Annotated in this window: 19 protein-coding genes; 14 read left to right on the top strand and 5 right to left on the bottom strand. The window is 69.4% G+C overall.

Annotated elements, in window-relative coordinates:
• Positions 1-294 precede the first annotated feature (294 nt).
• Together AVR91_RS41735 and AVR91_RS41730 are read right to left on the bottom strand one after the other, a co-directional pair.
• Positions 295-645: an MmcQ/YjbR family DNA-binding protein gene (locus AVR91_RS41735; protein ID WP_037344315.1), complete on the bottom strand. Its 351-nt coding sequence runs from the start codon at positions 643-645 to the stop codon at positions 295-297.
• Positions 629-1,321 carry a hypothetical protein gene (locus AVR91_RS41730; protein WP_063273697.1) on the bottom strand — a complete coding sequence of 231 codons (693 nt, stop codon included), beginning with the start codon at positions 1,319-1,321 and terminating at the stop codon, positions 629-631. Before AVR91_RS41730 ends, AVR91_RS41735 begins: the two co-directional genes overlap by 17 nt.
• Positions 1,322-1,509: 188 nt before the next feature.
• Between AVR91_RS41730 and AVR91_RS41725 the strand changes: the two genes are divergently transcribed.
• The 8 genes from AVR91_RS41725 (at position 1,510) to AVR91_RS41690 (ending at position 11,713) form a co-directional block, all read left to right on the top strand.
• Complete coding sequence (locus AVR91_RS41725; protein ID WP_063273696.1) at positions 1,510-2,976, top strand: NB-ARC domain-containing protein; 1,467 nt, start codon at positions 1,510-1,512, stop codon at positions 2,974-2,976.
• An 87-nt stretch (positions 2,977-3,063) separates the two neighbouring features.
• Positions 3,064-4,632: a carbamoyltransferase C-terminal domain-containing protein gene (locus AVR91_RS41720; RefSeq protein ID WP_063273695.1), complete on the top strand. Its 1,569-nt coding sequence runs from the start codon at positions 3,064-3,066 to the stop codon at positions 4,630-4,632.
• 89 nt (positions 4,633-4,721) lie between these two features.
• Positions 4,722-5,873: an NAD(P)/FAD-dependent oxidoreductase gene (locus AVR91_RS41715; protein WP_063273694.1), complete on the top strand. Its 1,152-nt coding sequence runs from the start codon at positions 4,722-4,724 to the stop codon at positions 5,871-5,873.
• A complete protein-coding gene (locus tag AVR91_RS41710) occupies positions 5,870-7,123 on the top strand; it encodes an ATP-grasp domain-containing protein (protein WP_063273693.1) in 1,254 nt (417 codons plus the stop codon). The genes AVR91_RS41715 and AVR91_RS41710 overlap by 4 nt, the downstream gene beginning before the upstream one ends.
• Before the next feature lie 79 nt (positions 7,124-7,202).
• On the top strand, positions 7,203-8,024 hold the full coding sequence (gene ddaH / locus AVR91_RS41705; protein ID WP_063273692.1) for a dimethylargininase: 822 nt from the start codon (positions 7,203-7,205) through the stop codon (positions 8,022-8,024).
• Positions 8,025-9,434 (top strand): cation:proton antiporter domain-containing protein, encoded by a 1,410-nt coding sequence (locus tag AVR91_RS41700; protein ID WP_143254277.1) that lies wholly within the window; start codon positions 8,025-8,027, stop codon positions 9,432-9,434. It begins immediately after the preceding gene.
• Positions 9,431-10,441 (top strand): TauD/TfdA family dioxygenase, encoded by a 1,011-nt coding sequence (locus AVR91_RS41695; RefSeq protein ID WP_063273691.1) that lies wholly within the window; start codon positions 9,431-9,433, stop codon positions 10,439-10,441. The genes AVR91_RS41700 and AVR91_RS41695 overlap by 4 nt, the downstream gene beginning before the upstream one ends.
• A 417-nt stretch (positions 10,442-10,858) precedes the next feature.
• Positions 10,859-11,713 carry an SDR family oxidoreductase gene (locus AVR91_RS41690; protein WP_016333519.1) on the top strand — a complete coding sequence of 285 codons (855 nt, stop codon included), beginning with the start codon at positions 10,859-10,861 and terminating at the stop codon, positions 11,711-11,713.
• On the opposite strand, the gene AVR91_RS41685 is transcribed toward AVR91_RS41690, so the two are convergent.
• Genes AVR91_RS41685 through AVR91_RS41675 form a run of 3 tightly spaced genes read right to left on the bottom strand, consistent with a single transcriptional unit; the run spans position 11,676 to position 16,325 of the window.
• Positions 11,676-12,701 carry a glycosyltransferase family 9 protein gene (locus AVR91_RS41685; protein WP_063274997.1) on the bottom strand — a complete coding sequence of 342 codons (1,026 nt, stop codon included), beginning with the start codon at positions 12,699-12,701 and terminating at the stop codon, positions 11,676-11,678. The two genes, AVR91_RS41690 and AVR91_RS41685, sit on opposite strands and share 38 nt — an antisense overlap.
• Positions 12,698-14,185, bottom strand: coding sequence for an HAD-IIIA family hydrolase (locus tag AVR91_RS41680; RefSeq protein ID WP_063274996.1), 1,488 nt, complete (start codon positions 14,183-14,185; stop codon positions 12,698-12,700). The genes AVR91_RS41685 and AVR91_RS41680 overlap by 4 nt, the downstream gene beginning before the upstream one ends.
• 34 nt (positions 14,186-14,219) lie before the next feature.
• Positions 14,220-16,325 (bottom strand): catalase, encoded by a 2,106-nt coding sequence (locus AVR91_RS41675; protein ID WP_063274995.1) that lies wholly within the window; start codon positions 16,323-16,325, stop codon positions 14,220-14,222.
• A 106-nt stretch (positions 16,326-16,431) separates the two neighbouring features.
• Between AVR91_RS41675 and AVR91_RS41670 the strand changes: the two genes are divergently transcribed.
• From AVR91_RS41670 to AVR91_RS41645, 6 genes are read left to right on the top strand one after another with little or no spacing between them, the layout of a single operon-like run.
• Complete coding sequence (locus AVR91_RS41670; RefSeq protein ID WP_063274994.1) at positions 16,432-17,796, top strand: aldehyde dehydrogenase family protein; 1,365 nt, start codon at positions 16,432-16,434, stop codon at positions 17,794-17,796.
• Entirely contained in the window at positions 17,796-18,830 is a 1,035-nt protein-coding gene (locus AVR91_RS41665; RefSeq protein WP_063274993.1) for an FUSC family protein, read from the top strand. Before AVR91_RS41670 ends, AVR91_RS41665 begins: the two co-directional genes overlap by 1 nt.
• Positions 18,831-18,858: 28 nt before the next feature.
• Complete coding sequence (locus tag AVR91_RS41660) at positions 18,859-19,908, top strand: NAD-dependent epimerase/dehydratase family protein (protein ID WP_063274992.1); 1,050 nt, start codon at positions 18,859-18,861, stop codon at positions 19,906-19,908.
• Positions 19,905-20,714, top strand: a complete 810-nt coding sequence (locus AVR91_RS41655) for a nucleotidyltransferase family protein (protein WP_063274991.1) — start codon at positions 19,905-19,907, stop codon at positions 20,712-20,714. The genes AVR91_RS41660 and AVR91_RS41655 overlap by 4 nt, the downstream gene beginning before the upstream one ends.
• Positions 20,711-21,448 (top strand): metallophosphoesterase family protein, encoded by a 738-nt coding sequence (locus AVR91_RS41650; protein ID WP_211282837.1) that lies wholly within the window; start codon positions 20,711-20,713, stop codon positions 21,446-21,448. Before AVR91_RS41655 ends, AVR91_RS41650 begins: the two co-directional genes overlap by 4 nt.
• Complete coding sequence (locus tag AVR91_RS41645; RefSeq protein WP_063274990.1) at positions 21,445-22,116, top strand: phosphate signaling complex PhoU family protein; 672 nt, start codon at positions 21,445-21,447, stop codon at positions 22,114-22,116. The genes AVR91_RS41650 and AVR91_RS41645 overlap by 4 nt, the downstream gene beginning before the upstream one ends.
• Positions 22,117-22,154 lie beyond the last annotated feature (38 nt).

Below are 22,154 nucleotides of genomic sequence, written 5' to 3'. Positions count from 1 at the left end.
TTTCGCGCGTGAAGGCCCCCTTCCCTCGGCTGAGCCGAGGGAAGGGGGCCTTCACGCGTGCTTGGGCGCGGAACTCGCGTGATTGAGGACGGAACTCGCGTGATCAGAAGCCGCACACCGAGTGGAGGCTCCAGACACGTGAGTTACGCCCCCAAACACGCTAGTCACGTCTCTGATCACGCGAGTTCCGGCTTCGATCACGCGAGTGACGCCTTTTCGGTCGCCCGAAAGGTGATTCACGGGACCGAAAAGGGCAATCGAGGGGGCTGAACGGCGCACGCCGAAAGGAGCAGCTCAGCTCGGGTTCTTTTCGAGGTATTCCGCCCAGACCTTCTTCGGGACGCACATTCGCCACGAGTCGACGATCAACTCTCGTAACTCTTCGTAATCGAGCGCGGACAGCCGGGCGCGGACCCACTGATAGCGCATATCGGACGGAATCGGCATCATGAACTTGTCCGGCTCGCCCGCCACCAGCGCTTCCCGCTCTTCTTTGGGATAGCCGAATCCCATCACGGTTTCGTCGGGTGAGAGCGAAAGGAAGACGATTCGCCCCACGCGGAACTTCGCCCGGTCCCGGACCAGCGCCTCATAGGCGCGAGGCAGCCCTGAAACGATCTCTCTGACGTCATCCCCGGTTACCATTTTTCCACCATTCTCCGCGTTCCGTTCCCCAGTCACCCTTGGCGCCCATGGTGAAGGCGACGTAGAGGTATTCGTCGAGGATCTTCGCCAGTGACACGGGCCTGCCCATCAGGGCGGGGATCCCCGTCCCGTCGTCTCCCGCCTCCGCGATCACCGCGGCGGCCCACGCGCGGCCGAGTCGCAGATGTCTCCCGAACGCGGCGCCGTCACGCGCGCCGTGGAGGGCGGCCGCGATGGCGGCGTCCCACGGCAAGATCGTGTTGGGCCGCAACGCATACAGTGCCTTGGCCGCGGCGGTCGGGCCCAGCGTACGCCTGATCCGTCCCGCTGAGACGACGACACCCGCGAGGTCTGCGTACGCCTTCGCGGCGGTGTCGATCCCCGCGTCGGTCAGGTCGGCGAGAGCGACGGTGGGCAGGGTGGCGCCCCAGGTCTCCCACCAGGCCAGGACCCCTTCGTCGAAGGGGGCGGGCTCGTCTTCCCGCGGGTACCGGATCCGGCATCCCCACGAGTTGAGCCAGCGAAGAAGAATTGTGCGATGTGCGGGCTGTGACAGGTCGATCGCTGACTGCGTTTCTTCCATGAGTCGAAGCCACGAGGTGTCGGCATTCGCGAAGCCGTTGAACACTTCGGCGGCACGCCGGAGTTCGGCGAGTGGCGGCAGGGGGTCAGACATGGGCGAACCCTATCCGGTGCCACCAAGGGGGTGAATTTCCGCGTCCAACTATTGGACTTTGTACATTGAGTCACCTATTTGTATCTGCTGCAACGTTCATTGGTCCTTTAGGGTTGTGGCCAGGAAGGCTGCAAGGATGACGGTCACGCAGCGCGATTGCGTTACCCCATCCAGGGGAGGGAGTTGGCATGGGCAGACCCGAGCGACCGTTGGACGGCTCCACTGGTCCGATCGCCGCATTCGCTCACGATCTGCGCGTTTTGAGGAACCGGGCGGGAAACCCGAGTTACCGGGAGCTCGCCAGGACGGCACTGTTCGCACCTTCCGTGCTGTCGAGCGCGGCGAGCGGCCACCGGCTGCCCACGCTCGCCGTGACGTTGGCGTTCGTCTCCGCGTGCGGTGGCGACCGCGCGGCGTGGGAACGGCGTTGGCGAAGTGTCGCCGGGCAGCAGGGCGGTGGCGCGGAAGTACGCGAGGAACGCGCGTCCGTGCCACAGCAGGCCGAAGCGCCGCCGGATGGCGTGCACGCGCTGGCATCCGGCGTCATCCGCCTCGCCCGTCCGGCGCAACTCCCGATGGGATCGAGGACTTTCGTCGGCAGGGAAGGGGACCTCGCCGACGCCGCGAAGATGATCGGCGCGAGCGGACCGGTCAAGGTGCCGTTGCTCGTCAGCGGTCCGATCGGGGTGGGGAAGACGGCTTTCGCCTTGCGGCTGGCGGAAGAGGTGGCGGCGGACTTCCCGGACGGGCAGCTCTACGCCGATCTGGGCGGCAGCGGGACCGGCGGCCGGTCGGCCAACGGGATCGTGCGCGGATTCCTGCGCGCGCTCGGCGTGCCGGCGCATCTCGTGCCCGACGACCCGATGCAGCGGATCGGGCTGTACCGATCCCTGCTCGCGGAGCGCAGGTTGTTCGTGCTCCTGTCGGGGGTCAGGGACGAGGGTCAGGTGCGGCCGCTGCTGGGCCAGGCCCCGCACAGCCAGGTCGTGGTGACCAGCCGCGCCCGGTTGCTCGGCCTGGAGGACACGAACCGTGTCGAGCTGGATACGTTTTCCCGCAAGGAATCGATGGCCTTGATCGGCCGGATCGCCGGGCCCGCCCGGGTGCGCGCGGAACACGACGCCACCGACATGATCGCCGAACTGTGCGGGGATCTCCCGCTGGCGATCAACATCGTCGGCCGCAAGATCGCCGCCCGTCCGGAATGGGCGATCGCGTACACGGCGGGCCAGCTCGCCGATCGCGAACGGCTCATGGACAGCCTGTGCGTGGGTGACGTCAACGTGCGGGACCGGTTCATCGCGGCGTACGAACAGCTTTCACCCACCGAACGGGAGGCCATCCACCACTTCGGGCAGACCGGGGCGGGCTGGACGACGTCGATCGGCGTCGCCGCGGCGATGGGCATCATGATCGAGACCGCCGACGAGCTCCTCGAGTCCGTGGTGGACGCCGGACTTCTCCAGCGCGCCAACGTCGCCGGCCGATACGCGGTCTCCCGGTTGGTCAGTGCGTTCGCCTCCGAACGGCGACGGGAGCCGGGCCCGTTCGCCGCCGCCGTCCCGATGGCCGGTCACCGGGCCCGGAAGAACGCGTTCGAATCGCTGCGCCACGAGGCCGTGCGCACCCTGCCGGGCGGCTCGTCCGAAGGTTGATTGTTCTCCCCGCGGGGCGCTTCCGGTCAACGGGCCGCGCGGCTTGAATGAGTCGACGAATGAAGGCGAGCGAAATTCGGTGACACAATGCTGATTCTGTCGATGAAGGAGGGCCACGATGGCGGGATCGTGGCGATCGAGGACGGCAAGCTGCTGTTCGCGCTGGAGTCGGAAAAGGACAACTACCCGCGCTACGACCGGATCACCGGCGAGCTGATGGCGCGCGCGGCGGGCATGCTGGACAAGCAGCCCGACGTGGTCGCGCTCGGCGGCTGGGTCAAGGGGGAGTTCTCGGTGGAACCGCCGTCGCGCACCGGATATTTCGGTGTCGGCGAGGGCGCGATCTCCGATGAGGCGGGCAAGTTCTTCGGCAAGGACGTGCGGTACTTCTCCTCCACCCACGAGCGCTCGCATATCTACACCTCCCTCGGGATGGCCCCCGCGGCACCCGGCCAGGCGTACTACTCCCTGGTGTGGGAAGGGAACATCGGTGACTTCTACCGGATCGACGAGCGCGGCGAGGCCACCCACTTGCAGCACGTCCTGACCGACCCCGGCGCGAAGTACGCGTACCTCTTCGCGCTGGCCGACCCGGGTTTCCCGCTGGGCAAGGGGAAGTTCCGGTTCAACGACGCCGGCAAGCAGATGGCGCTGACCGGGTTCGCCGAGCAGGGCCCGCTCACGCCGGACGAACAAAAGACCATCGACTTCATCCTCGACCGCGACGGCATCATCCTCGGTCTGTCCAAAGAGGAGATGTCCTGGTCCCATCTGTACAACGCCGGGGTGTGGTCGCAGGAATACCGCAACGCGGCGGCGAAGCACTCGCAAGCGATCTTCAACCGGTTCTACGACTACGCGGAGAAGAACCTGACCGAAGGCCTGCCGCTGCTGATCTCCGGCGGCTGCGGCCTGAACTGCGACTGGAACCGGCTGTGGCGGGAGAGCGGCCTGTTCTCCTCGGTGTTCGTGCCGCCGTGCCCCAACGACAGCGGTTCCGCGCTGGGCACCGCCATCGACGCGCAATGGTTCTACACCGGACAGGCGACCATCGAGTGGGACGTCTACGCGGGGGAGAACTTCGTCGAGGACGTCGTCCCGGATCCCGCCAAGTACGAGACGCGGCCGCTCGTGGCGAGCGAGGTCGCGAAGTACATCAAGGACGGCAACATCATCGGCTGGGCACGCGGCCGGTACGAGATGGGGCCGCGGGCGCTGGGCAACCGGTCGATCCTCGCCGCGCCGTTCACCGTGGACACCACGGTGCGGCTCAACAAGATCAAGCGCCGTGAGGACTACCGTCCGATCGCCCCGATCGCGCTGGAATCCGACGCCCCCAAGTGGTTCGTCGGCTCGGTGCAGGACCCGTACATGCTGTACTTCAACCACGTCACCTCCGACGAGTTGAAGGCCATCACGCACGTCGACGGGACCGCCCGCACCCAGACGGTGACGCGGGAACGCAACGCCGGCATCACCGACCTGCTCGAGGCGTTCCGCGAGCAGACCGGGTTCAGCGTGCTGTGCAACACCTCGCTGAACAACAACGGGCGCGGTTTCCTCAACCGCACCAGCGATCTCATCGAGTACGGGGAGACGTACGGCCTCGACGGCTACGTCATCAACGACACGTTCGTGACCCCGCGCGCCTCCTGAAATCCTTGCCCAACGGGGGTAAGGCCCGGATGCCACTCCCAGCTGTGGCATCCGGGTACCTCGTGGCGCCCGAACGAACGGGGAAGACCATGCGAGTCGTGCTCGCGGGCGGCGGTGTCATCGCGCTGCTGACCGCGCTGGAGTGCGTGTCGGCCGGGCACGAAGTGGTGCTCGCCGACCAGGCGGACATCCCGTTCTCCGGCGCGACTTCGTTCGACCGCCACCGTGTGCTGCGCGCGTTGCATCCCGGTGACCCCGCGGCGACGGCGGCCGCGGTCGCCGCGCATCACGCGTGGATCGAGCTCGAACGCCTGCTGTCCACGTCGTTCTACGAACAGGTCGGTGCGCTCACCGCACTTCCGGCGCCCGAGGCCGCGTGGGAGTTGCTGACCGCGGCCGGATCGAAGGCCGAAGTGCTCGGTGCGGGAGAACTCTCCGAGGAGTTCCCGCACGCCGGGTTCGTGCCGGGAACGGGAGCGGTCTTCGAAGCGCAGGCGGGGGTCCTGCTCGCCGACCGGGTGCTGACGGCGTGCGCCACCCGGTTGCGGTGGCACGCGAACGCGGAACTCCACCCGCACCGCAAGGTGATCGGGATCGACGCCGACCGGGCCGAGGTCCGGCTGGCCGACGGCGGGATCCTCCGTGGCGACGCCGTCCTGGTCGCGGCGGGCCCGTGGTCCCGGGAGTTGCTCGCCCCCGCGCTGTCCAGGGAACTCGTGCTGCACCGGCAGACGATGCTCTACTGCGACGTCCCGCCCGCCGACGCCGCCGCGTGGGCCGCCACCCCGGCGATCACGTCGCTCGGCTCGGCGGGCGGCGCGTGGCTGGTGCCGCCCGTCGCCGGGACGCCGTTGAAGCTCAGCGCCGCGAGCGCGTGCCGGGTTGTCGACGAGATCGGCGGCGCCACCGTGCCTTCGTGGTGGCGTGAGCACCTGATCGACACGTTCGCCGCGCTGATCCCGGGTTTCCGCCGGGATTGGCTGGTCGACACCCGGGACTGCCACTACCTGGCCCGGCGCTCCACCCTCGGCCCGATGCTCGCCGTCCTCGGCGACCGGGTCCTGTCCTACGCGGCGTGCGGCGGCTCGTCGTTCAAGTTCGCCCCGCTGATCGCCCGGTCCCTGGCCGCGCGCCTCACCGGCGCCGACCCGGTCCGGACCGGGCTCGAACCGCTCGACCGGCCGCTCGTGCGAGCGGGCGGTGCCCACCCGATCCGTCCTGCCCTACGAGGTGTGTCGTGAAACTGCTCGCGCTGGAAGCCAGCCAGAACTCCTACTACTACCTGCCCCGGTACCAGCAGATCGAGGATTTCGGCGGGGTGCTGTACGTGCTCAACGGGGTCGGCACCGAGGATCTCTGGCCGTCCGAGCGCTACCGGATCGCCGGCAGCAACCACATCGACGATCTGATCCGGCACGCGAAGGCCTGGCACGCGGAACAATCCTTCGACGGTGTGCTCACCTTCTCCGAGTCCGGCGTCGTCCTGGTCGCCGCGGTCGCCGAGGCGCTCGGCCTGCCCGGGATCGGCGTGGACGCGGCGCGGACCAGCCGGAACAAGCTGATCATGCGGCAGGCGCACGAAAAGGGCGGGGCCGCGCATCCGGACTTCCGGTTCGTCGAAGACCTCGACGCGGCCTTGCGGGCGGCCGAGGACTTCGGCTATCCGGTGATCCTCAAGCCGACCCTCGGCGCGGCCAGCAACTTCGTCTTCCGGGTCGACGACGAAGAGAAGATGCGGGAACGCTACGCGCAGGCACGCGACGGCATCGACGGGATGACCTGGTACAACATGGAGGCCGAAGGTCTGGACCTCGGCCCGCACGGACTGCTCGTCGAGTCCTTTCTGGACGGTCACGAGCATCTCATCGAGGCCGTCGCCTGGGACGACGAGGTCTACCTCGGTTCCATTGTGGACCGGGTCACCTCGGAGGGCGAGACCTTCGACGACGACGTGCACCACGCGCCCACGTCGCTCACGCCCGAGCAGGTGGCCGAGGTGCACGCGGTGGTTGCCGCCGGCGTGCGGGCCCAGGGCCTCACCCGCGGCGCGTTGCACGCCGAAGTCCGGTTCCACCAGGGCAAACCGTTCCTGCTGGAGATCGCCGTGCGGCCGGGCGGCGGCGGGCTCGACCACATGGCAAGGCTTTCCGCCGGGTACGACCCGATCAGGGGACTCATGGACGTCTCGCGCGGTGTCCGGCCGGATGTCCACCACTTCAGCCCGACCGGGCTGCACACCGCCGCGATGTGCCTGATCTGCCCCGGCGGGGTGATCGCCTCGATCGACGTCCCGCCCGCGGTGAACGAATCGGAAGCCTTGTACTACCTCAAGATCTTCGCGAAGCCGGGTGACCTCATCAAGCGCCCGCCGCTCGGCAACAACATCTTCGGCGGTATCGGCGCACTCGGCGCGTCCTTCGACGAAGCCATGCGCAACGCGAACGACCTGGCCGGGAAGATCGAGGTCAAACTCTCGGAACTCCAGAAGTAGCAACGGATCCTGTTCGACGAAACCGGGCCCTCACCCAGGGCCCGGTGGCGAAAGACGCCCAAAACCGCGTGGAGGAAGCGTGTCACGGACTGCCACCCAACGGCACTACCTGATGGTCAGACCGACGTACTTCGACGTCGAGTACTCGATCAATCCCTGGATGGACCCGCAGAAGCCGACGGACACCGAGCTGGCCATCGCCCAGTGGGAGTGGCTGCGTGATCTGTACGCCGACCTGGGACATCGTGTCGAGCTGCTCGATCCGCTGCCCGGCCTGCCCGACATGGTGTTCGCGGCCAACGGGGCCACCGTGGTCGACGGTCAGGTGCTCGTCGCGCGGTTCCACCACGTGCAGCGGGCCGGGGAGTCCGACGCTTATCTCAAGTGGTTCCGCGACAACGGATACCGCTACGTGCGGCAGGCGCAATGGGTCAACGAGGGGGAGGGCGACTACCTCGTCGCCGGGAAGACGATCCTCGCCGGCACCGGGTTCCGCACGAACCCGGAGGCGCACAACGAATCCCGCGAGTTCTTCGGCCGTCCGGTGACCAAGCTGACGCTGATCGACCCGCGCTACTACCACCTCGACACCGCGCTCGCCGTCCTCGACGAAGACACGGTCATGTACTACCCGGGGGCGTTCTCCGAAGAAAGCCGTCTGCTGCTGAAAGAGCTGTACCCCGACGCGATCCTGGCGTCCGAAGCCGACGCGTCCGTGTTCGGCCTCAACGCGGTCTCCGACGGCAAGCACGTCGTGCTCCCGCAGGCGGCCACCGAGCTCACCGCGCAGCTGCGGGAACACGGCTTCGAACCGATCGGCGCCGACCTGTCCGAATTGCTCAAGGCGGGCGGCAGCGTCAAATGCTGCACGCTGGAACTGCGTGCCGCTCAAGGAGACTAGATGGAATCGGCTGTACAGGAGCGGAGCGGGCGTACCACGCTGCGCCGGATCCTCGTCGGGGCCGCGTTGGTCGCGATTCCGGCGGCGGTCGTCGTCGTGGTGCTCGGCCTCGGGTCGGCCTACGCGCCTGTCGCGAGCACCGGGGCCAAGGCCGCGGGCGGCGGGCCGGACACCTACGCGCGCCTGCTGGTCGCGCTTCCGGTGATCCTGGGCGCCTGCCACCTCGCGGGGGTGCTGGCCCGGCGGCTCGGCCAGCCCGCGGTGATCGGCGAGATCGTCGCCGGCATCCTCCTGGGACCGTCGCTGTTCGGGATCGTGTGGCCCGCCGCGTTCGGCTGGCTGTTCCCCGGCGGGGTGGTCTCGGCGATCAACATCCTGTCGCAGCTGGGTTTGATCTTCTTCATGTACCTGGTCGGTTCCGAGATCGATCTCGACGCGGTGCGCAGACGCGGGTTCACCGCGGTGACCGTCAGCCAGGTCAGCATCGCGCTGCCGATGGTCTGCGGCATCGTGCTCGCGCTCGGCATGTACCCGGCGTTCGGCGGTGACGTCGGCTTCCTCGCGTTCGGGTTGTTCATCGCGGTCTCCATGAGCGTGACGGCGTTCCCGGTGCTGGCAAGGATCCTGACCGACCGTGGCATCGCGAAGACGCCGCTGGGCGCGCTCGCGCTCACCTGTGCCGCCGTCGACGACGTCGCCGCCTGGTGCCTGCTGGCCGTGGTGGTCGCCGTCAGCCAGGGCGGGACGCCGTCGGAGGTCTTCCTGACCGTCGGGCTCACCCTGGTGTTCGTCGTGGCGATGATCTACGTCGTCAAGCCGCTGCTGGCGAGGGTGCTCGCGCGCGTGCCGGAATCCGCGGTGCTCGCGATCCTGCTCGGCGGGATCATGCTGTCGGCACTGGCCACCAACGAGATCGGCATCCACGCGATCTTCGGCGCCTTCCTCTTCGGGGTGATCGCGCCGAGGAAGGATCCGGTCGTCGCCCGCGCGGCCGGGAAGCTCGGCAGTGTCACCCTGACGTTGCTGCTGCCACTCTTCTTCGCCTACACCGGGCTGCACACCGAATTCAGCCTGCTCGGCTCCGGTTCGCTGTGGCTGTGGACCGTGCTGATCACGGCGGTGGCGGTGTTCGGGAAGTGGGCGGGCAGTACGACGGCGGCCCGGCTGACCGGCGTCGGCTGGCGCGAGTCGCTCTCCCTGGGCGCGCTGATGAACTGCCGGGGGCTGACGGAGCTGGTGGTGCTCAACGTCGGCCTCCAGCTGAAGGTGATCAGCCCGGCGGTGTTCGCGATGCTCGTGATCATGACGCTGGTGTCGACGATCGCGACCGCCCCCGCGCTCACCCTCATTTCCCGGTTCAAGACGAGACCGCCGGTCCAGCGGCGGCGGAAAGTGGATAGGACACCATGACCAGCAAGGAAACCCTAGTCAGCACCTTCGCCGAGGTCGTCCTCGACGACGAGGTCCGCAACACGATCGGGAGCGACCTGCGGTCCTTCCCGAACCCCGTCGACGACATCGACCGTTCGCTGGCGATGCTCCGTGTCACGTTCTCGAAGCTGCCGATCGACCAGCTCCAGGCGATCCTGGACTTCGGCAGGCACGTCGACACCCCCGGCGTCGCGCTCGTGCGCAACCTGCCGGTGGACCCGGAGCTGCCGGAGACGCCCATCGACGGGGAACCCAGCAAGGACAAGAAGACGTTCGTCGCGGAGACCGTCCTTTTGGGACTGAGTCAGCTGCTCGGCGAGCCCGTCGGGTTCACCACCGAGAAGAGCGGGCGGCTCGTGCACGACGTCGTCCCGGTGTCGGCGGGGGCGCGGAGCCAGACGAACCAGAGCTCGCATGTGTTCCTGAACTTCCACAACGACATCGTGCACGACGAGGTCGGTCGCTACGACGTGTCCAATCCGGACTTCCTGGTGCTGAACTGCGTCCGCCAGGACGGCAACAAGGAAGCCGTCACCTACTACGCCGACGGCAGGGACATCTCGGCCGCACTGGCGCCGGAGGTGCTCGACGTCCTGCGCCGCCCGCTGTTCCGGCTCAACGCGCCCGGCAGCTACGTGCGCGACGTGGCCAAGGGGGCCGACGTGCTCTCCGACCTCGTGCCGGTGATCTCCGGGCCGGCGGAGTCACCCGAAGTGGCGATTTCGGCCAACGGTGTGGTGGGGGAGACCGTTGAGGCGGAACAGGCGCTGGAGGAGCTTCAGCGGGTCTGCCGCGAGGTCGCGCACCAGGTGAAGCTCGAGCCGGGGACGGCGCTGCTGATCAACAACCGGAAGGGCCTGCACGCGCGGTCGCAGTTCTTCGCGCGGCACAACGGGCGGGATCGGTGGTTGCAGCGCACCTACATCCGGCGGAGCCTGTGGACGATCCGGTACCGGGGGGTCGCTGGGGACCGGCGGGTGCACTGAGGCTTCGGGGCTAGTACGTGAAGGCTCCCTTCATTGCGTCTAGCTTAGTGAAGGGGGCCTTCACGTACTTGGAAACGTGTGAAGGTCGAGTTTTCTCGGCGGAGCCGAGGGAACGGGGCCTTCCCGCGCAACTGTTGTGACTGCTGGTGCGGACGGCGCGTGTGGGGCGAACCTCCGGTGCGTGAAGGCCTCCTTTGAGACGCTCAACGTCTCAACGGAGGCCTTCAGGACGTGAGCGGTGCAGGCGGAGCTTCGGGTGTCGTCGCTTGGCGGCGAGCGTTGCGAAAGCCACTTTCGCAACCTTGAACGTTGCGAAAGTGGCTTTCGCAACGCCCCCGCGGACGCCGCACGCCGTATGTTCAGGCGCGCGGCCATCCGGGTAACCCTCCCCGAAAGCACCCGACGGGAGGGAAACCGATGGCAGAGAAGCTCCGGCCGCCGCAGCAGCAGGAACCGCCCGGCGTGACGTCGAAAATGGACCCGCCGCCTCGTGACTCCATGGAGGACTACGAGGGCCGCGAGTTGCTGGCCGGCAAGCGTGCCCTGATCACCGGCGGCGATTCCGGGATCGGCCGCGCGGTCGCCATCGCCTTCGCGAAGGAAGGCGCAGACGTGGCGATCGCGTACCTCAACGAGCACGAGGACGCCAAGTACACCGAGGAACGCGTCCGCGCCGAGGGGCGCGAGTGTCTCCTCCTACCGGGTGATCTCGCCGAAGCGGCGCAATGCCGCGAGATCGTCGACCGGACCGTCAAGGACCTCGGCGGGCTGGACATCCTGGTCAACAACGTCGCCACGCAGTGGCCGGTCGACTCCCCGGAGGAGCTCACCGACGAGCAGTGGACGCATACCTTCGACGTGAACATCCACAGCTTCTTCCGGGTGACGAACGCCGCGTTGCCCCACCTGGGCGAGGGTTCGGTCATCATCAACACCGGCTCGGTGAACGGTTTGCGGGGCAACAAGTCCCTCATCGACTATTCGGCGACCAAGGGTGCCGTGCACGCCTGGACGTACGCGATGGCGCAGGCGCTGGCCGATCGCGGCGTCCGGATCAACTGTGTCGCGCCCGGTCCGGTGTGGACTCCGCTGATCCCGTCGACCTTCCCGCCGGAGAAGGTGGAGAAGTTCGGGCTCCAGGTCCCGTTCGAGCGCGCGGCTCATCCGGACGACCTCGCGCCGTCGTACGTTTTCCTGGCGTCCAACCGGCTTTCGTCGTATTACAGCGGTGAGGTCATCGCCGCGCTGGGCGGCGAGACCACACCCGGCTGAGGCGCGCCACGGCGTCGGCGACGGCTTCGGGCGCGACGCGGTCCAGGCACGGATGGCCGGGCACGGGGCAGACCCGGGCCCGGCTGTCCCGGCACGCCGCGTGCTGGTCGCCGAGCACTTCGGACGGCACCCCGTACGGCGCCCAGCGCGACGACGGCACGACAGGGGCGAACAACGAGACCACCGGGGTGCCGGCGGCGGCCGCGAGGTGGGCTGGGCCGGTGTTGGGGGCAACCACCACGTCCGCCGCGGCCAGCACGGCCGCCAACTCGGACAAGTCCGTACGACCGCCCAAATCGAGCGCGTCCCCGGCGACCTGCCTGGTCAGAGCGCTTTCGGACGGCGAGCCGGTCACGACGACACGCCGTCCGGCGGCCTGCAGTGCCCGCACGATCGCGGCCGAGCGGTCGGCGGACGGTTGCCGGGCCGGGACCGACGCGGCGGGGTGGACGACCACGTAATCTTCGTCGCCGACCAGCTTCTCCACCGGCGGCAGCGGCCCGCGGATAGCGAGCCCGCCGTCATCGCCGGGTGGCAACGAGAAGCCCGCCGCCTCGGCGAGGGAAAGCATCCGCACCGGTTCCGGCGGGTCACCGGCCACCCGGTGCCGCAGGTCCAGCAGCGATCCGGGGTAGTCCTCGCAGACCGCGCCGATCCACGGCACGCCCGCCATCCTCAGCAGCAGGGCCAGCGGGAGCGGGGACTGATGGAACGACGTCAGCACGAGCGCCGCGTCGAAGGAGTATTCGCGCAGGCGCCCGACCAGCGTTTCGGTGTCGTCCCGGGTGACCGGCGGCGGCTCGGGGTCGATCCACGGCGCGCACCAGGTGACGACCTCGTCCACGCCGGGCAGCAGTTCGCCCGCCGCGCGGCCACGGGGGCCGGCCAGCAGGACCACGCGGTCGGCACCCGCCGCGACCGCGCGGACGCAGGGACCGGCCAGCAGGACGTCGCCGAGGTTGTCCATCCTCGCGACCAGCACGTTCATCGGATACCCGCGACGGCCAGGTGGACGGCTTCGGCGAGGTCGCGGGCGACGGTCGCGCGGCGGCGGGCGCGGTCGACCTCCTCCGGCCGGGTCCGCGCGGTCGGGACGAGGATTCCGCGGGCCCCGGCGGCGAGGGCGGCGTCGACGTCGGCGCCGGTGTCGCCGATGACCACGCAGCGGCGGACGTCCACGCCGAGCGCCTCCGCGGCCTGCCTCACCAGTCCGGGCGCGGGTTTCCGGCAGCCACAGCCGTCGCCGTCGTCGTGCACGCAGACCTGCCAGGTGCCGAACGGGCCGAGCTCCGCTTCGACGCGGGCGTTCACCGCGGCCAGCCGGTCCGGGGTGATCAGGCCCTTGGCCACCCCGGACTGATTGCTGACCACGCCGATCCTGATCCCCGCCGCACGCACGTCGTGCAGGAGTTCCCCGGCGCCGGGCACGGGACGCACACCGTCGGGGTCGTCGAGGTAGGGCACGTCGACGATGAGGGTGTCGTCCCGGTCGAACAGCAGGGCCTGCGGCCGCCGCGTCAGCCGGTGCTTCAGCTCTCCGCGCAGCCGGTGATAACAGGCCGCGGGCGGGATGAGCACGCTGGTCAGCAGCATCCGTCCCACCTCGCCGGGGGTGAGCGGACCCGCGGCGATCCGGCGCGCCGCGAACTCGGCGGTCAGCCCCGCCCACAGCCCGGCCGCCGCGGCGGCGGTCTTGCGGCGTCCCAACGCGAACGACGCCACGGCGCCGGCCGCGCTCACGGTAGCCAGCGCGTGCCGTTCGAGCCGTCCGTGCCCGGCCCCGGTCTGCTGTCGCCAGAGGACACCGTGCTTGTGCCGCATGAGCGCGTCGTCGGCGTTGCCGCGCTGGGCGCGGAGGCTGGCCAGCGGACGAGATCGTTTGGGCGGATGGACGGTGACGCGTTCACCTCGCGCGATGAGATGGCCCGCCTTGGCGACCTTCAGCGCCAGATCCGAGTCTTCCCGGTAGGCACGGGGGAAGCGTTCGTCGAAGCCGCCGACCTCGGCGAGCACGGACCGGCGGTAGGCCATGTCGGCGGTGATCCACCGGGCCGTCTCCAGCCCGGCCGTTCCGCGTTCGTCGTCGGTCGGGCGGCGGTCCGGCGGCAGCGGCACGACGAGACGTGCCTGCGACGCGGCCGTCTCCGGTCCGAGGGGGAGCAGGTCCTCGGCGAGTTTCCGCGGCCAGTCCGAGCCGATCAGCACGTCGTCGTCGAGGAAGGCGATCCACTCGGACGTCGCGCGCCGCCAGCCGGCGTTGCGGGCCGCGGCCGGACCGCGCCCACCGGAACGGACGACTTCGATCTCCGCTGTCGAGGGAGGAAGCCGCAGGTCGTCGCCGCCTGGCCGGTCGTCGGCGACGATGATCCGCGCGGGCCGTGGCTCCCCGGCGGCTTCGATCCCGGACAGGAGCGCGTGGAGATTCTCCCGGCCGGTCGTCGGGATCACGATCGTGTAGTCGAGGTCGGTCACCCTCTTCCGGTACCCGGGTGCCGCGGCGGCAAACTCACGCGGGGATCGCGTCGGTCTTCCGCGGCCACGAGCGATGTTCACCCAGTTGTGCGGTGAACGAGGCGAAGAAGCCGTCGGGGAGGGTCGCTTCGGCCGCCGTGGTGGTCACGACGCCCTGGTCGATCAGGGTTTCGGTGTCGTCGGCCAGCTTGGAGGTCACCCCGGCCCGGCGCAGCAGGTCCAGACCCGAGCCGAACGCGGCCACCGGCTTGCCGTGTTTGTACGCCTCGGCGACGAAATGCACCGCGTAGCCGTCGCGTTCGAGGACGTTGATCGCGCTGGGGCCGCACGGGACGACGACGGCGTCGTACAGCACCGAAGCCATGGTGTTGAGCTGCTTGTCCGGCCGCAAAGGATCCCCTTCGCCACCCGGGCGGAGTTCGGCCTCGGTCGGCGCGAGGACCTCGACGATCGCACCTTGCTCGGTCAGCGCCTCGACCAGGCGGCCGACACCGATCGTGTCGACGCCGTCGGCGGCGAGCACCGCGACCTTCCGGCTGGTCGGCGCGGCGGAAGGCTGGTTGAGCTGCGAAAGCGCGGGGGAGGTGCGGTCGTGGTGCGGGGTGACGGGAGCGGCGGGCACGCTCACCCCGATTCCCTCGGCGACTTCGGCGGCCAGATCGTGGTCGACGTTGTTGAGCTCGGCGATCGTCCGCGCCCGGACCTCCCGGTCCACGACCTTGCCGAGCTCGAACCGGAACGCCGCGACGATGTGCTCGCGTTCGATCGGCGACATGCTGTTCCAGAACAGTGTCGCCTGACTGTAGAAGTCCTTGAAACTCTCGCTGCGGTCCCGGATCTTGTGGCCCGCGACGGCTTCGGTGTAGTGCCGGAAGACGCCGGAATCGGCGATCGCTGGGCAGCCGCCGCCGAGCGAGTTCGGGAAGTAGCTCGTCCGTCCCTTGTGGACGTTCTGCTGGCCGTACCCGTCGCGCTGGTTCGTGTGCACGGGCGCGATCGGCCGGTTCACCGGGAGCTGCGAGAAGTTGGGGCCGCCGAGCCGGATCAGCTGCGTGTCGAGGTACGAGAAGTTCCGCGCCTGCAGCAGCGGATCGTTGGTGAAGTCGATACCGGGGACGATGTTCGCGGTGTGGAAGGCGATCTGCTCGGTCTCGGCGAAGAAGTCCTCGGGGTTGCGGTCCAGGACCATCCGCCCGACCGGGCGCACGGGCACCTGCTCCTCCGGGATGATCTTCGTGGCGTCCAGCAGGTCGAAGTCGAAGTCGTGCTCGGAGTCCTCGTCCACCAGCTGCACGCCCAGCTCCCATTCCGGGTACTGCCCGGCCTCGATGGCGTCCCACAGGTCACGCCGGTTGAAGTCGGGATCCTTGCCCGCGATCTTCTGGCATTCGTCCCACACCAGGGAATGCGTGCCGAGGACGGGCTTCCAGTGGAACTTCACGAAAGTGCCCTTGCCGTCGGCGTTGACCAGCCGGAACGTGTGCACGCCGAACCCCTGCATCATCCGGTAACTGCGCGGCAGCGCGCGATCGGACATCAGCCAGAGCACCATGTGCAGGCTCTCCGGCTGGAGCGAGACGAAGTCCCAGAAGGTGTCGTGAGCCGACTGGGCCTGCGGGATCTCGTTGTGCGGCTCGGGTTTCACCGCGTGCACGAAATCGGGGAACTTGATGCCGTCCTGGATGAAGAACACCGGCATGTTGTTGCCCACCAGGTCGTAATTGCCTTGGCGGGTGTAGAACTTCGTCGCGAAGCCGCGGACGTCGCGCACGGTGTCGGCCGAACCTCGGGAACCGGCCACGGTGGAGAACCGCACGAAGACGGGGATCTTCTCGCCGCTGGTGAGGAATTCGGCGACCGTGTAGTCGGCCAGCGCGTCGTCGTAGGCCTCGAAGAAGCCGTAGGCGCCCGCGCCGCGCGCGTGCACGACACGTTCGGGGATGCGCTCGTGGTCGAAATGGGTGATCTTCTCGCGGGCGTGGAAGTCTTCGAGCAGGGTCGGGCCCCGGCTGCCCGCGGTCAACGAGTCGTCGGTGTGGTCGACGCGGACCCCCTGCTGTGTCGTCAGCACGGACTGTTCCGGATCCACCCGGCTTCCGTCCAGCTGCTCGTCCTTCGCGTCTTCTCGATGCTGTGCCACAGGTCTCGCCCCTTCGCGGTGGTCGGTTCCCTCGCGGCTACCCCGGCGCCGTTTCGGCAAAACGACACCGGGTAACCGACGTTCGGGAAACTTCGAGGAGGTGCGAATGACGACGGTGGACCGGCCTGCCGTGCTGGAGATCCGCGATCCCGCCGACGACCGTCTCGTCGGCAGCGTCAAAGCGGTGACGGCCGACGGCGTCAAAACGGCGATCGCGACGGCGAAGCGAAGCGCCCCGGGTTGGGCCGCCACACCGGCGGCCGGACGCGGGATCGCGCTGAAGGACGCGGCCCGGTCGCTCCGGGCGCGGGCGGGCGAACTCGCCGTCCTCATCGAGAGCGAGACCGGTAAACCCCGGGACGAGGCCGAAGAGGGCGTCCTGGCCGGAGCCGGGACCCTGGAGCAGTACGCCGAACTCGGGCCCGTGCACCGCGGCCGGTCCCTTTTGGGGGATCCATCGGCCACCGACCTGATGGTGCCGGAACCGCGGGGTGTGGTCGTCGCGCTGACACCGTGGAACGATCCCGTCGCGGTGGCCTGCGGGCTGCTGGGCGCGGCCCTGGTCACGGGGAACACGGTGGTGCACAAACCGAGCGAACGCTGCCCGCATACCGGCGCCTGGCTGGGAAACGTGCTGGCGCAGGCACTTCCCGACGACGTGCTCCAGACCGTGCAGGGCGACGGTAGCGTCGGCGCCGAACTCGCGGCCCATCCGGACGTCGACCTCATCGCCCATGTCGGCGGTACGGCCGCGGGCCGCTCGATCGCGGCGAGCGCGGCGCGGACCGGCGCCAAGGCCTTGCTGGAGAACGGCGGGAACGACCCGCTCGTCGTCGACGCCGACGTGGATCCGGTCTGGGCGGCCGAGCAGGCGGCGATCGGCGCCTTCGCCAATTCCGGGCAGATCTGTGTCTCGGTCGAACGGATCCACGTGCACCAGGACGTCGCGGACGCCTTCCTCACCGCGCTGGTCGCCGAGGCCGGTCAGCGCACCTTGGCGCCGCTCGTCGACCGGCGCCACCGTGAAGGGGTGCACGCCCAGGTCGCGGAGGCGATCGCGCAGGGCGCCGACCCGCTCGCCGGAGGATTCGTGCCCGACGGTCCCGGTGCCCACTACCCGGCGACCGTCCTCGCCGGATGCACCCCGGGGATGCGGGTCCTGACCGAAGAGACCTTCGGCCCGGTCGCACCGGTGACCGTGGCGGCGGACTTCGACCAGGCGCTCGAACAGGCGGCCGCCGGCGAGTACGGTCTCGCGGCCACGGTGCTCACTTCGTCGATGGCCCACGCACAGCGCGCCTGGCGCGAACTCCCCGTCGGCACCGTGAAGATCAACAACGTCTTCGGCGGCGCGCCCGGCGGGGCCGCCCATCCGCGCGGCGCCAGCGGCAGCGGCTACGGCTACGGGCCGGAACTGCTCGACGAGATGACGCAGACCAAGGTCGTCCACCTGGGCCCGCCGGGTCCGTGATGGGCGGGAAGACACCGTTCGCGTGGGTCGCGCGGGCGTTCCGGGTACCGGGGGAAGAACGCCGGAGCCTCGTCCAGATCACGAAGGCCACGGCCGCGGCCGTGATCGCGTGGATCGTCGCGACGGCGGTCCTTCGGCTGCCCCAGCCCTTCCTGGCGCCGTACGCGGCGGTGTTCCTGGTGCAGGCCACCGTCTACCGGTCGCTGCGCGGCTGGGCACAGCAGGTCGGTGCCGTCAGTGTGGGAGTGCTGCTCGCGGCGGGCGCCGGCCAGGTGATTCCTTCGGTGACGGTGGCACTCGGGCTGGTCATCTTCGTCGGCCTGCTGATCGGCTCGTGGCGGGGGTTCGGCGATTCGGGGGTGTGGGTCGGGATCACCGGCATGCTGCTGATCTCCTACGGCAACGCGACCGAACCCGTCCTGCTCGCCGACCGGCTGCTGGAAACCGCGCTGGGGGCGGCGATCGGCGCGGTGCTCAACGCGGTGATCCTGCCGCCGCTGCACGGCGAACGCCTGCGGGCGGCGACCTCCCGGCTGGCATCGGCGATCGCCGACGTCCTCGACAAGACCGCGGAACTGGTCCGCGGCGCCGAGACGACCGATGGCTTGGACGATCGCATGGAGGACGTCCGCAGCCTGGTCGCGGAGGCGGAGGACGCGATCGGCTGGACCCGCGAAGGCCGGTACCTGAACCTCCGCGGACGGCGGGAGACCCGCGAGGAACCGTTGGCGAACCTCGTCTCCCTGTGGCATCCGCTCGCCCAGCTGATCGACGCGGTGAGCGAGGCCGCCCGCAGCGAGCAGCCGTTCCGGCATCCCGGCGAACACGCGCGCGGCGTCGTCGGCGACCTGCTCGAAGCCCTCGCCGAGGTGGCCCGTTCGGGTGATCCGGACAAGCTGGATCGATGCCGTGAGCTCCTCGGCGAGATCGACCACCTGCTCGTGACGCCCACGGACGAGGTCACCACCTCGATCGGGCTGGGGGCGATGGCGCTGCCCGCCCGGCGTCTCGTCCAGCGGCTCCGGGCCGATTAGGGCGACGCGACGGTGGGTAACCGTACCCATGAGCGGTAAGCGGATCGTGGTCACCGGCGCCACCGGCAACGTCGGCACGGCGGTGGTCCGCGCGCTGGGCGCGGACCCCGAGGTCGGCTCCATCGTCGGCGTCGCCAGGCGCCCGAGCCGATGGGAGAGCCCGAAGACCGAGTTCGTCACCGCGGACGTCGCCCGCGACGACCTCCGTTCCGTGTTCGACGGCGCCGACGTGGTGATCCACCTGGCCTGGCTCTTCCAGCCCACCCACCGGCCCGAGGTCACCTGGCGGTCCAACGTGCTGGGTTCGATCCGGGTGTTCGAAACCGCGCAGGCGATGCGGGTGCCGTCGCTGGTGTACGCGTCGTCGATCGGGGCGTACTCGCCGAGGGACGACGACCACCCGGTGACCGAGGAGTGGCCGACCCACGGGTCGCCGAAGGCGGCGTACACCCGCGAAAAAGCTTATGTGGAAAGGGTTCTCGAAGCCTTCGACCGGAGTCATCCACGGCTGCGGGTGGTCCGGGTGCGGCCGGGTTTCCTCTTCCAGAAGGCCGCGGCGCCCGAGCAGCGACGGCTCTTCGGCGGCCCGTTCGTCCCGGGCAAGCTCGTGCGGCCGTCGCTGATCCCGGTGCTGCCGGACATCCCGCAGCTGAGGATCCAGACCGCGCACACCGAGGACGTGGCCGACGCCTATCGCCGTTGCGCGCTCCAGGACGTCAAGGGCGCCTTCAACATCGCGGCCGATCCGGTGCTGGACACCCGCGCGCTGGCGCGGATCTTCGGCGCCAAACCGGTGAAGGTCCCGGCGCCGTTCGTCCGCCGAGCGCTGGCCGCGGCCTGGTCGTTGCATCTGATCCCGGCGACACCGGGACTGTTCGACGCCGTCCTGCACCTGCCGGTGATGGACTGCACGCGTGCCAGGGAGGAGCTGGGCTGGACGCCGCGATACTCCTCGGAGGACGCGATCGAAGCCTTCCTCAAGGGGCTACGGGAAGGTGAAGGATTCCCGACCGAACCGCTGAAACCGGACGTCGGCAGGGGACACGAACTGGCCACCGGGGTGGGGGAGCGACCGTGAACGAGAAGGAACTGCTGCACACGCTGACCAGGGTAGTGTCCACTTTGGACCAGACCGAGGTGCGGTTCGCCGTCGCCGGCGGCCTCGCCGTCTACGCGCGGGGCGGTCCGCCGTCCGATCACGATGTCGACCTCTTCCTCAAGGAGGAGGACATCGAGGAGGCGGCGAAGGCGCTGGAAGCGGCCGGTCTGAGACGGGAGCATCCGCCGGAGGACTGGCTCACCAAGGTCTACGACGGCGATTGCCTCGTCGACCTGATCTTCCGGCCCAACCACCGGCCGGTCACCGACGAGATGCTCGACCGCGCCTCGCTGATGCGGGTCGGGGCCACCGCCGCGCCCGTGCTCAACGGGACCGACCTACTCGTCGACAAGATCCTCGTGCTCAGCGCGCACCGGTGCGATTTCGCGCCGCTGCTGCGGATCGCGCGCGACCTCCGCGAGCAGGTCGACTGGCACCGGGTGGCCGAAGAGACCGCCGAATCGCCGTACGCGTGGTCGTTCCTGACCCTGCTCGCGGCACTGTCCGTCATCGACGGAAAGGAGCTTCCGATGCCCGAGGAAGCGCCCCAGTACCTGGTCGCCAGGCTGACCAAGGCGCTGGCGGAAGACCCGAGGACCGCCGAACTCGGCGTGCACGTGACCGTGCGCGGCGACCAGGTCCGGCTCAGCGGCGAGGTCCCGTGCGCCAACCGCAAGGCCGACATCGAGGCGGTCGTCTGCGAACACGTCGCGGCCGAGCTGGTGCACAACGACGTCCGGCTGGCCGACGTCCGGGAGCCGTCGCACGCCGAGGAGATCCGGTGATCCGGGTCGCCGCGGTCGGGGACGTCCACCTCGGGGAGGACAACCGAGGCCTGCTGCGGCCGGCACTGGACCACATCGCCGAACACGCCGACGTGCTGCTGCTCGCGGGAGACCTCACCCGGCACGGCAGCGTCGACGAGGCCAGGGTGGTGGCCGACGAGTTCGCCGGGCTCGACGTCCCGGTGATAGCGGTGCTGGGCAACCACGACTACCACTCGGACGAGGCCGAAGCGGTCAGCGGGCTGCTGGAGGAAAGCGGCGTCACCGTCCTCGAGGGCTCGGCGACCACCGTGGAACTGGAAGGCGGGAAGCTCGGCGTCGCCGGGGTCAAGGGCTTCGGCGGCGGGTTCGCGGGCAAATGCGCGAGCCGGTTCGGCGAACGCGAGATGAAGGATTTCGTCGAGCACACCATGGCGGCGGCCAAACGGCTGCGCACCGCGCTGGAAGTGCTCGAACACGAGCAGCCCGACGTGACCGTCGCGCTGACCCACTACTCGCCGATCCCCGGCACCCTGCACGGCGAACCGCCGGAGATCCACCCGTTTCTGGGGTCGTACCTGCTGTGCGAGCCGATCGACGACGCCCAGGTGGCCCTCGCCGTGCACGGGCACGCGCATTACGGCAGTGAACAAGGGGTCAGCCCCGGCGGGGTCCCGGTGCGCAACGTCGCCCAGCCGGTGATCCGCGCGGCGTACGCCACGTATGTCCTCGAACCTGCGAAAGTGCTCACATGAGGGAACGATTCCACGGTCAGCTGAGCGTTCTCGGCGAGCTTCTGTCGAGCATGTGCGGCATGGCCTGCGAAGAACTGCACCTGGCGAACCGGGTCTTCCTCGACCGGGACGTCGAAGCCGCGGCCGAGCTGGCGACGGTCGAGGCGAGACTGAACGCGGCGCGGACCCGATGCGAGGAGTCCGCGCAGAAGCTGCTCGCCCTGCAGGCGCCGGTGGCGGGTGATCTGCGGACCGTGCTCGCGGCGGTGTACTGCGCCGATCGGCTGGAGCGGATGGGCGACCTCGCCCAGCACATCGCCGACCAGGCCTTGCGAGCACCGGAATTCGCCGTCCCGGACGCGCTCACCGGCCGTTTCGGCGAGATGGCCGGGCTCGTCTGTTCGATGGCGGAAGACCTCGGCTCCGCGATCGAGGGGCCGACGGCGGAGGTGTTCCATTCGCTGGCCCGGTCCGACGAGCGGGTCGACGCGCTGTACGAGGAGCTGATGACCCTGGTGACCGATCCGGAGTGGGCCGACGGCGTCGCCCCCGCGATCTCGGTGGCGCTGCTGGCGCGGTTCTACGAACGGTTCGCGGACCAGGTGGTGTCGGTGGCCCGGCGGGTGGATTTCGCGCTCACCGGGGAGCTGCCGGAGTCTTCCGTGCGGGATGCGCCCGCTGAGCTCTGAGGTCGCCCGGGTTTCGCGCGTGAAGGCCCCTTCCCTCG

The sequence above is a fragment of the Amycolatopsis keratiniphila subsp. keratiniphila genome (genome assembly GCF_001620365.2).
In the GTDB taxonomy this organism is placed as follows: domain Bacteria; phylum Actinomycetota; class Actinomycetes; order Mycobacteriales; family Pseudonocardiaceae; genus Amycolatopsis; species Amycolatopsis keratiniphila.
Note: the sequence above shows the minus strand (reverse complement) of the source record. Positions and strands in the feature narration are given on the sequence as shown.

Excerpts from the sequence above, each read along its gene's own strand:
- AVR91_RS41685 (WP_063274997.1), bottom strand. The coding sequence starts at position 12,701 with ATGAACGTGCTGGTCGCGAGGATGGACAACCTCGGCGACGTCCTGCTG.
- AVR91_RS41645 (WP_063274990.1), top strand. The coding sequence starts at position 21,445 with ATGAGGGAACGATTCCACGGTCAGCTGAGCGTTCTCGGCGAGCTTCTG.
- AVR91_RS41715 (WP_063273694.1), top strand. The coding sequence starts at position 4,722 with ATGCGAGTCGTGCTCGCGGGCGGCGGTGTCATCGCGCTGCTGACCGCG.
- AVR91_RS41700 (WP_143254277.1), top strand. The coding sequence starts at position 8,025 with ATGGAATCGGCTGTACAGGAGCGGAGCGGGCGTACCACGCTGCGCCGG.
- AVR91_RS41725 (WP_063273696.1), top strand. The coding sequence starts at position 1,510 with ATGGGCAGACCCGAGCGACCGTTGGACGGCTCCACTGGTCCGATCGCC.
- AVR91_RS41720 (WP_063273695.1), top strand. The coding sequence starts at position 3,064 with ATGCTGATTCTGTCGATGAAGGAGGGCCACGATGGCGGGATCGTGGCG.
- AVR91_RS41735 (WP_037344315.1), bottom strand. The coding sequence starts at position 645 with ATGGTAACCGGGGATGACGTCAGAGAGATCGTTTCAGGGCTGCCTCGC.
- AVR91_RS41670 (WP_063274994.1), top strand. The coding sequence starts at position 16,432 with ATGACGACGGTGGACCGGCCTGCCGTGCTGGAGATCCGCGATCCCGCC.
- AVR91_RS41695 (WP_063273691.1), top strand. The coding sequence starts at position 9,431 with ATGACCAGCAAGGAAACCCTAGTCAGCACCTTCGCCGAGGTCGTCCTC.
- AVR91_RS41665 (WP_063274993.1), top strand. The coding sequence starts at position 17,796 with ATGGGCGGGAAGACACCGTTCGCGTGGGTCGCGCGGGCGTTCCGGGTA.
- AVR91_RS41660 (WP_063274992.1), top strand. The coding sequence starts at position 18,859 with ATGAGCGGTAAGCGGATCGTGGTCACCGGCGCCACCGGCAACGTCGGC.
- AVR91_RS41730 (WP_063273697.1), bottom strand. The coding sequence starts at position 1,321 with ATGTCTGACCCCCTGCCGCCACTCGCCGAACTCCGGCGTGCCGCCGAA.
- AVR91_RS41690 (WP_016333519.1), top strand. The coding sequence starts at position 10,859 with ATGGCAGAGAAGCTCCGGCCGCCGCAGCAGCAGGAACCGCCCGGCGTG.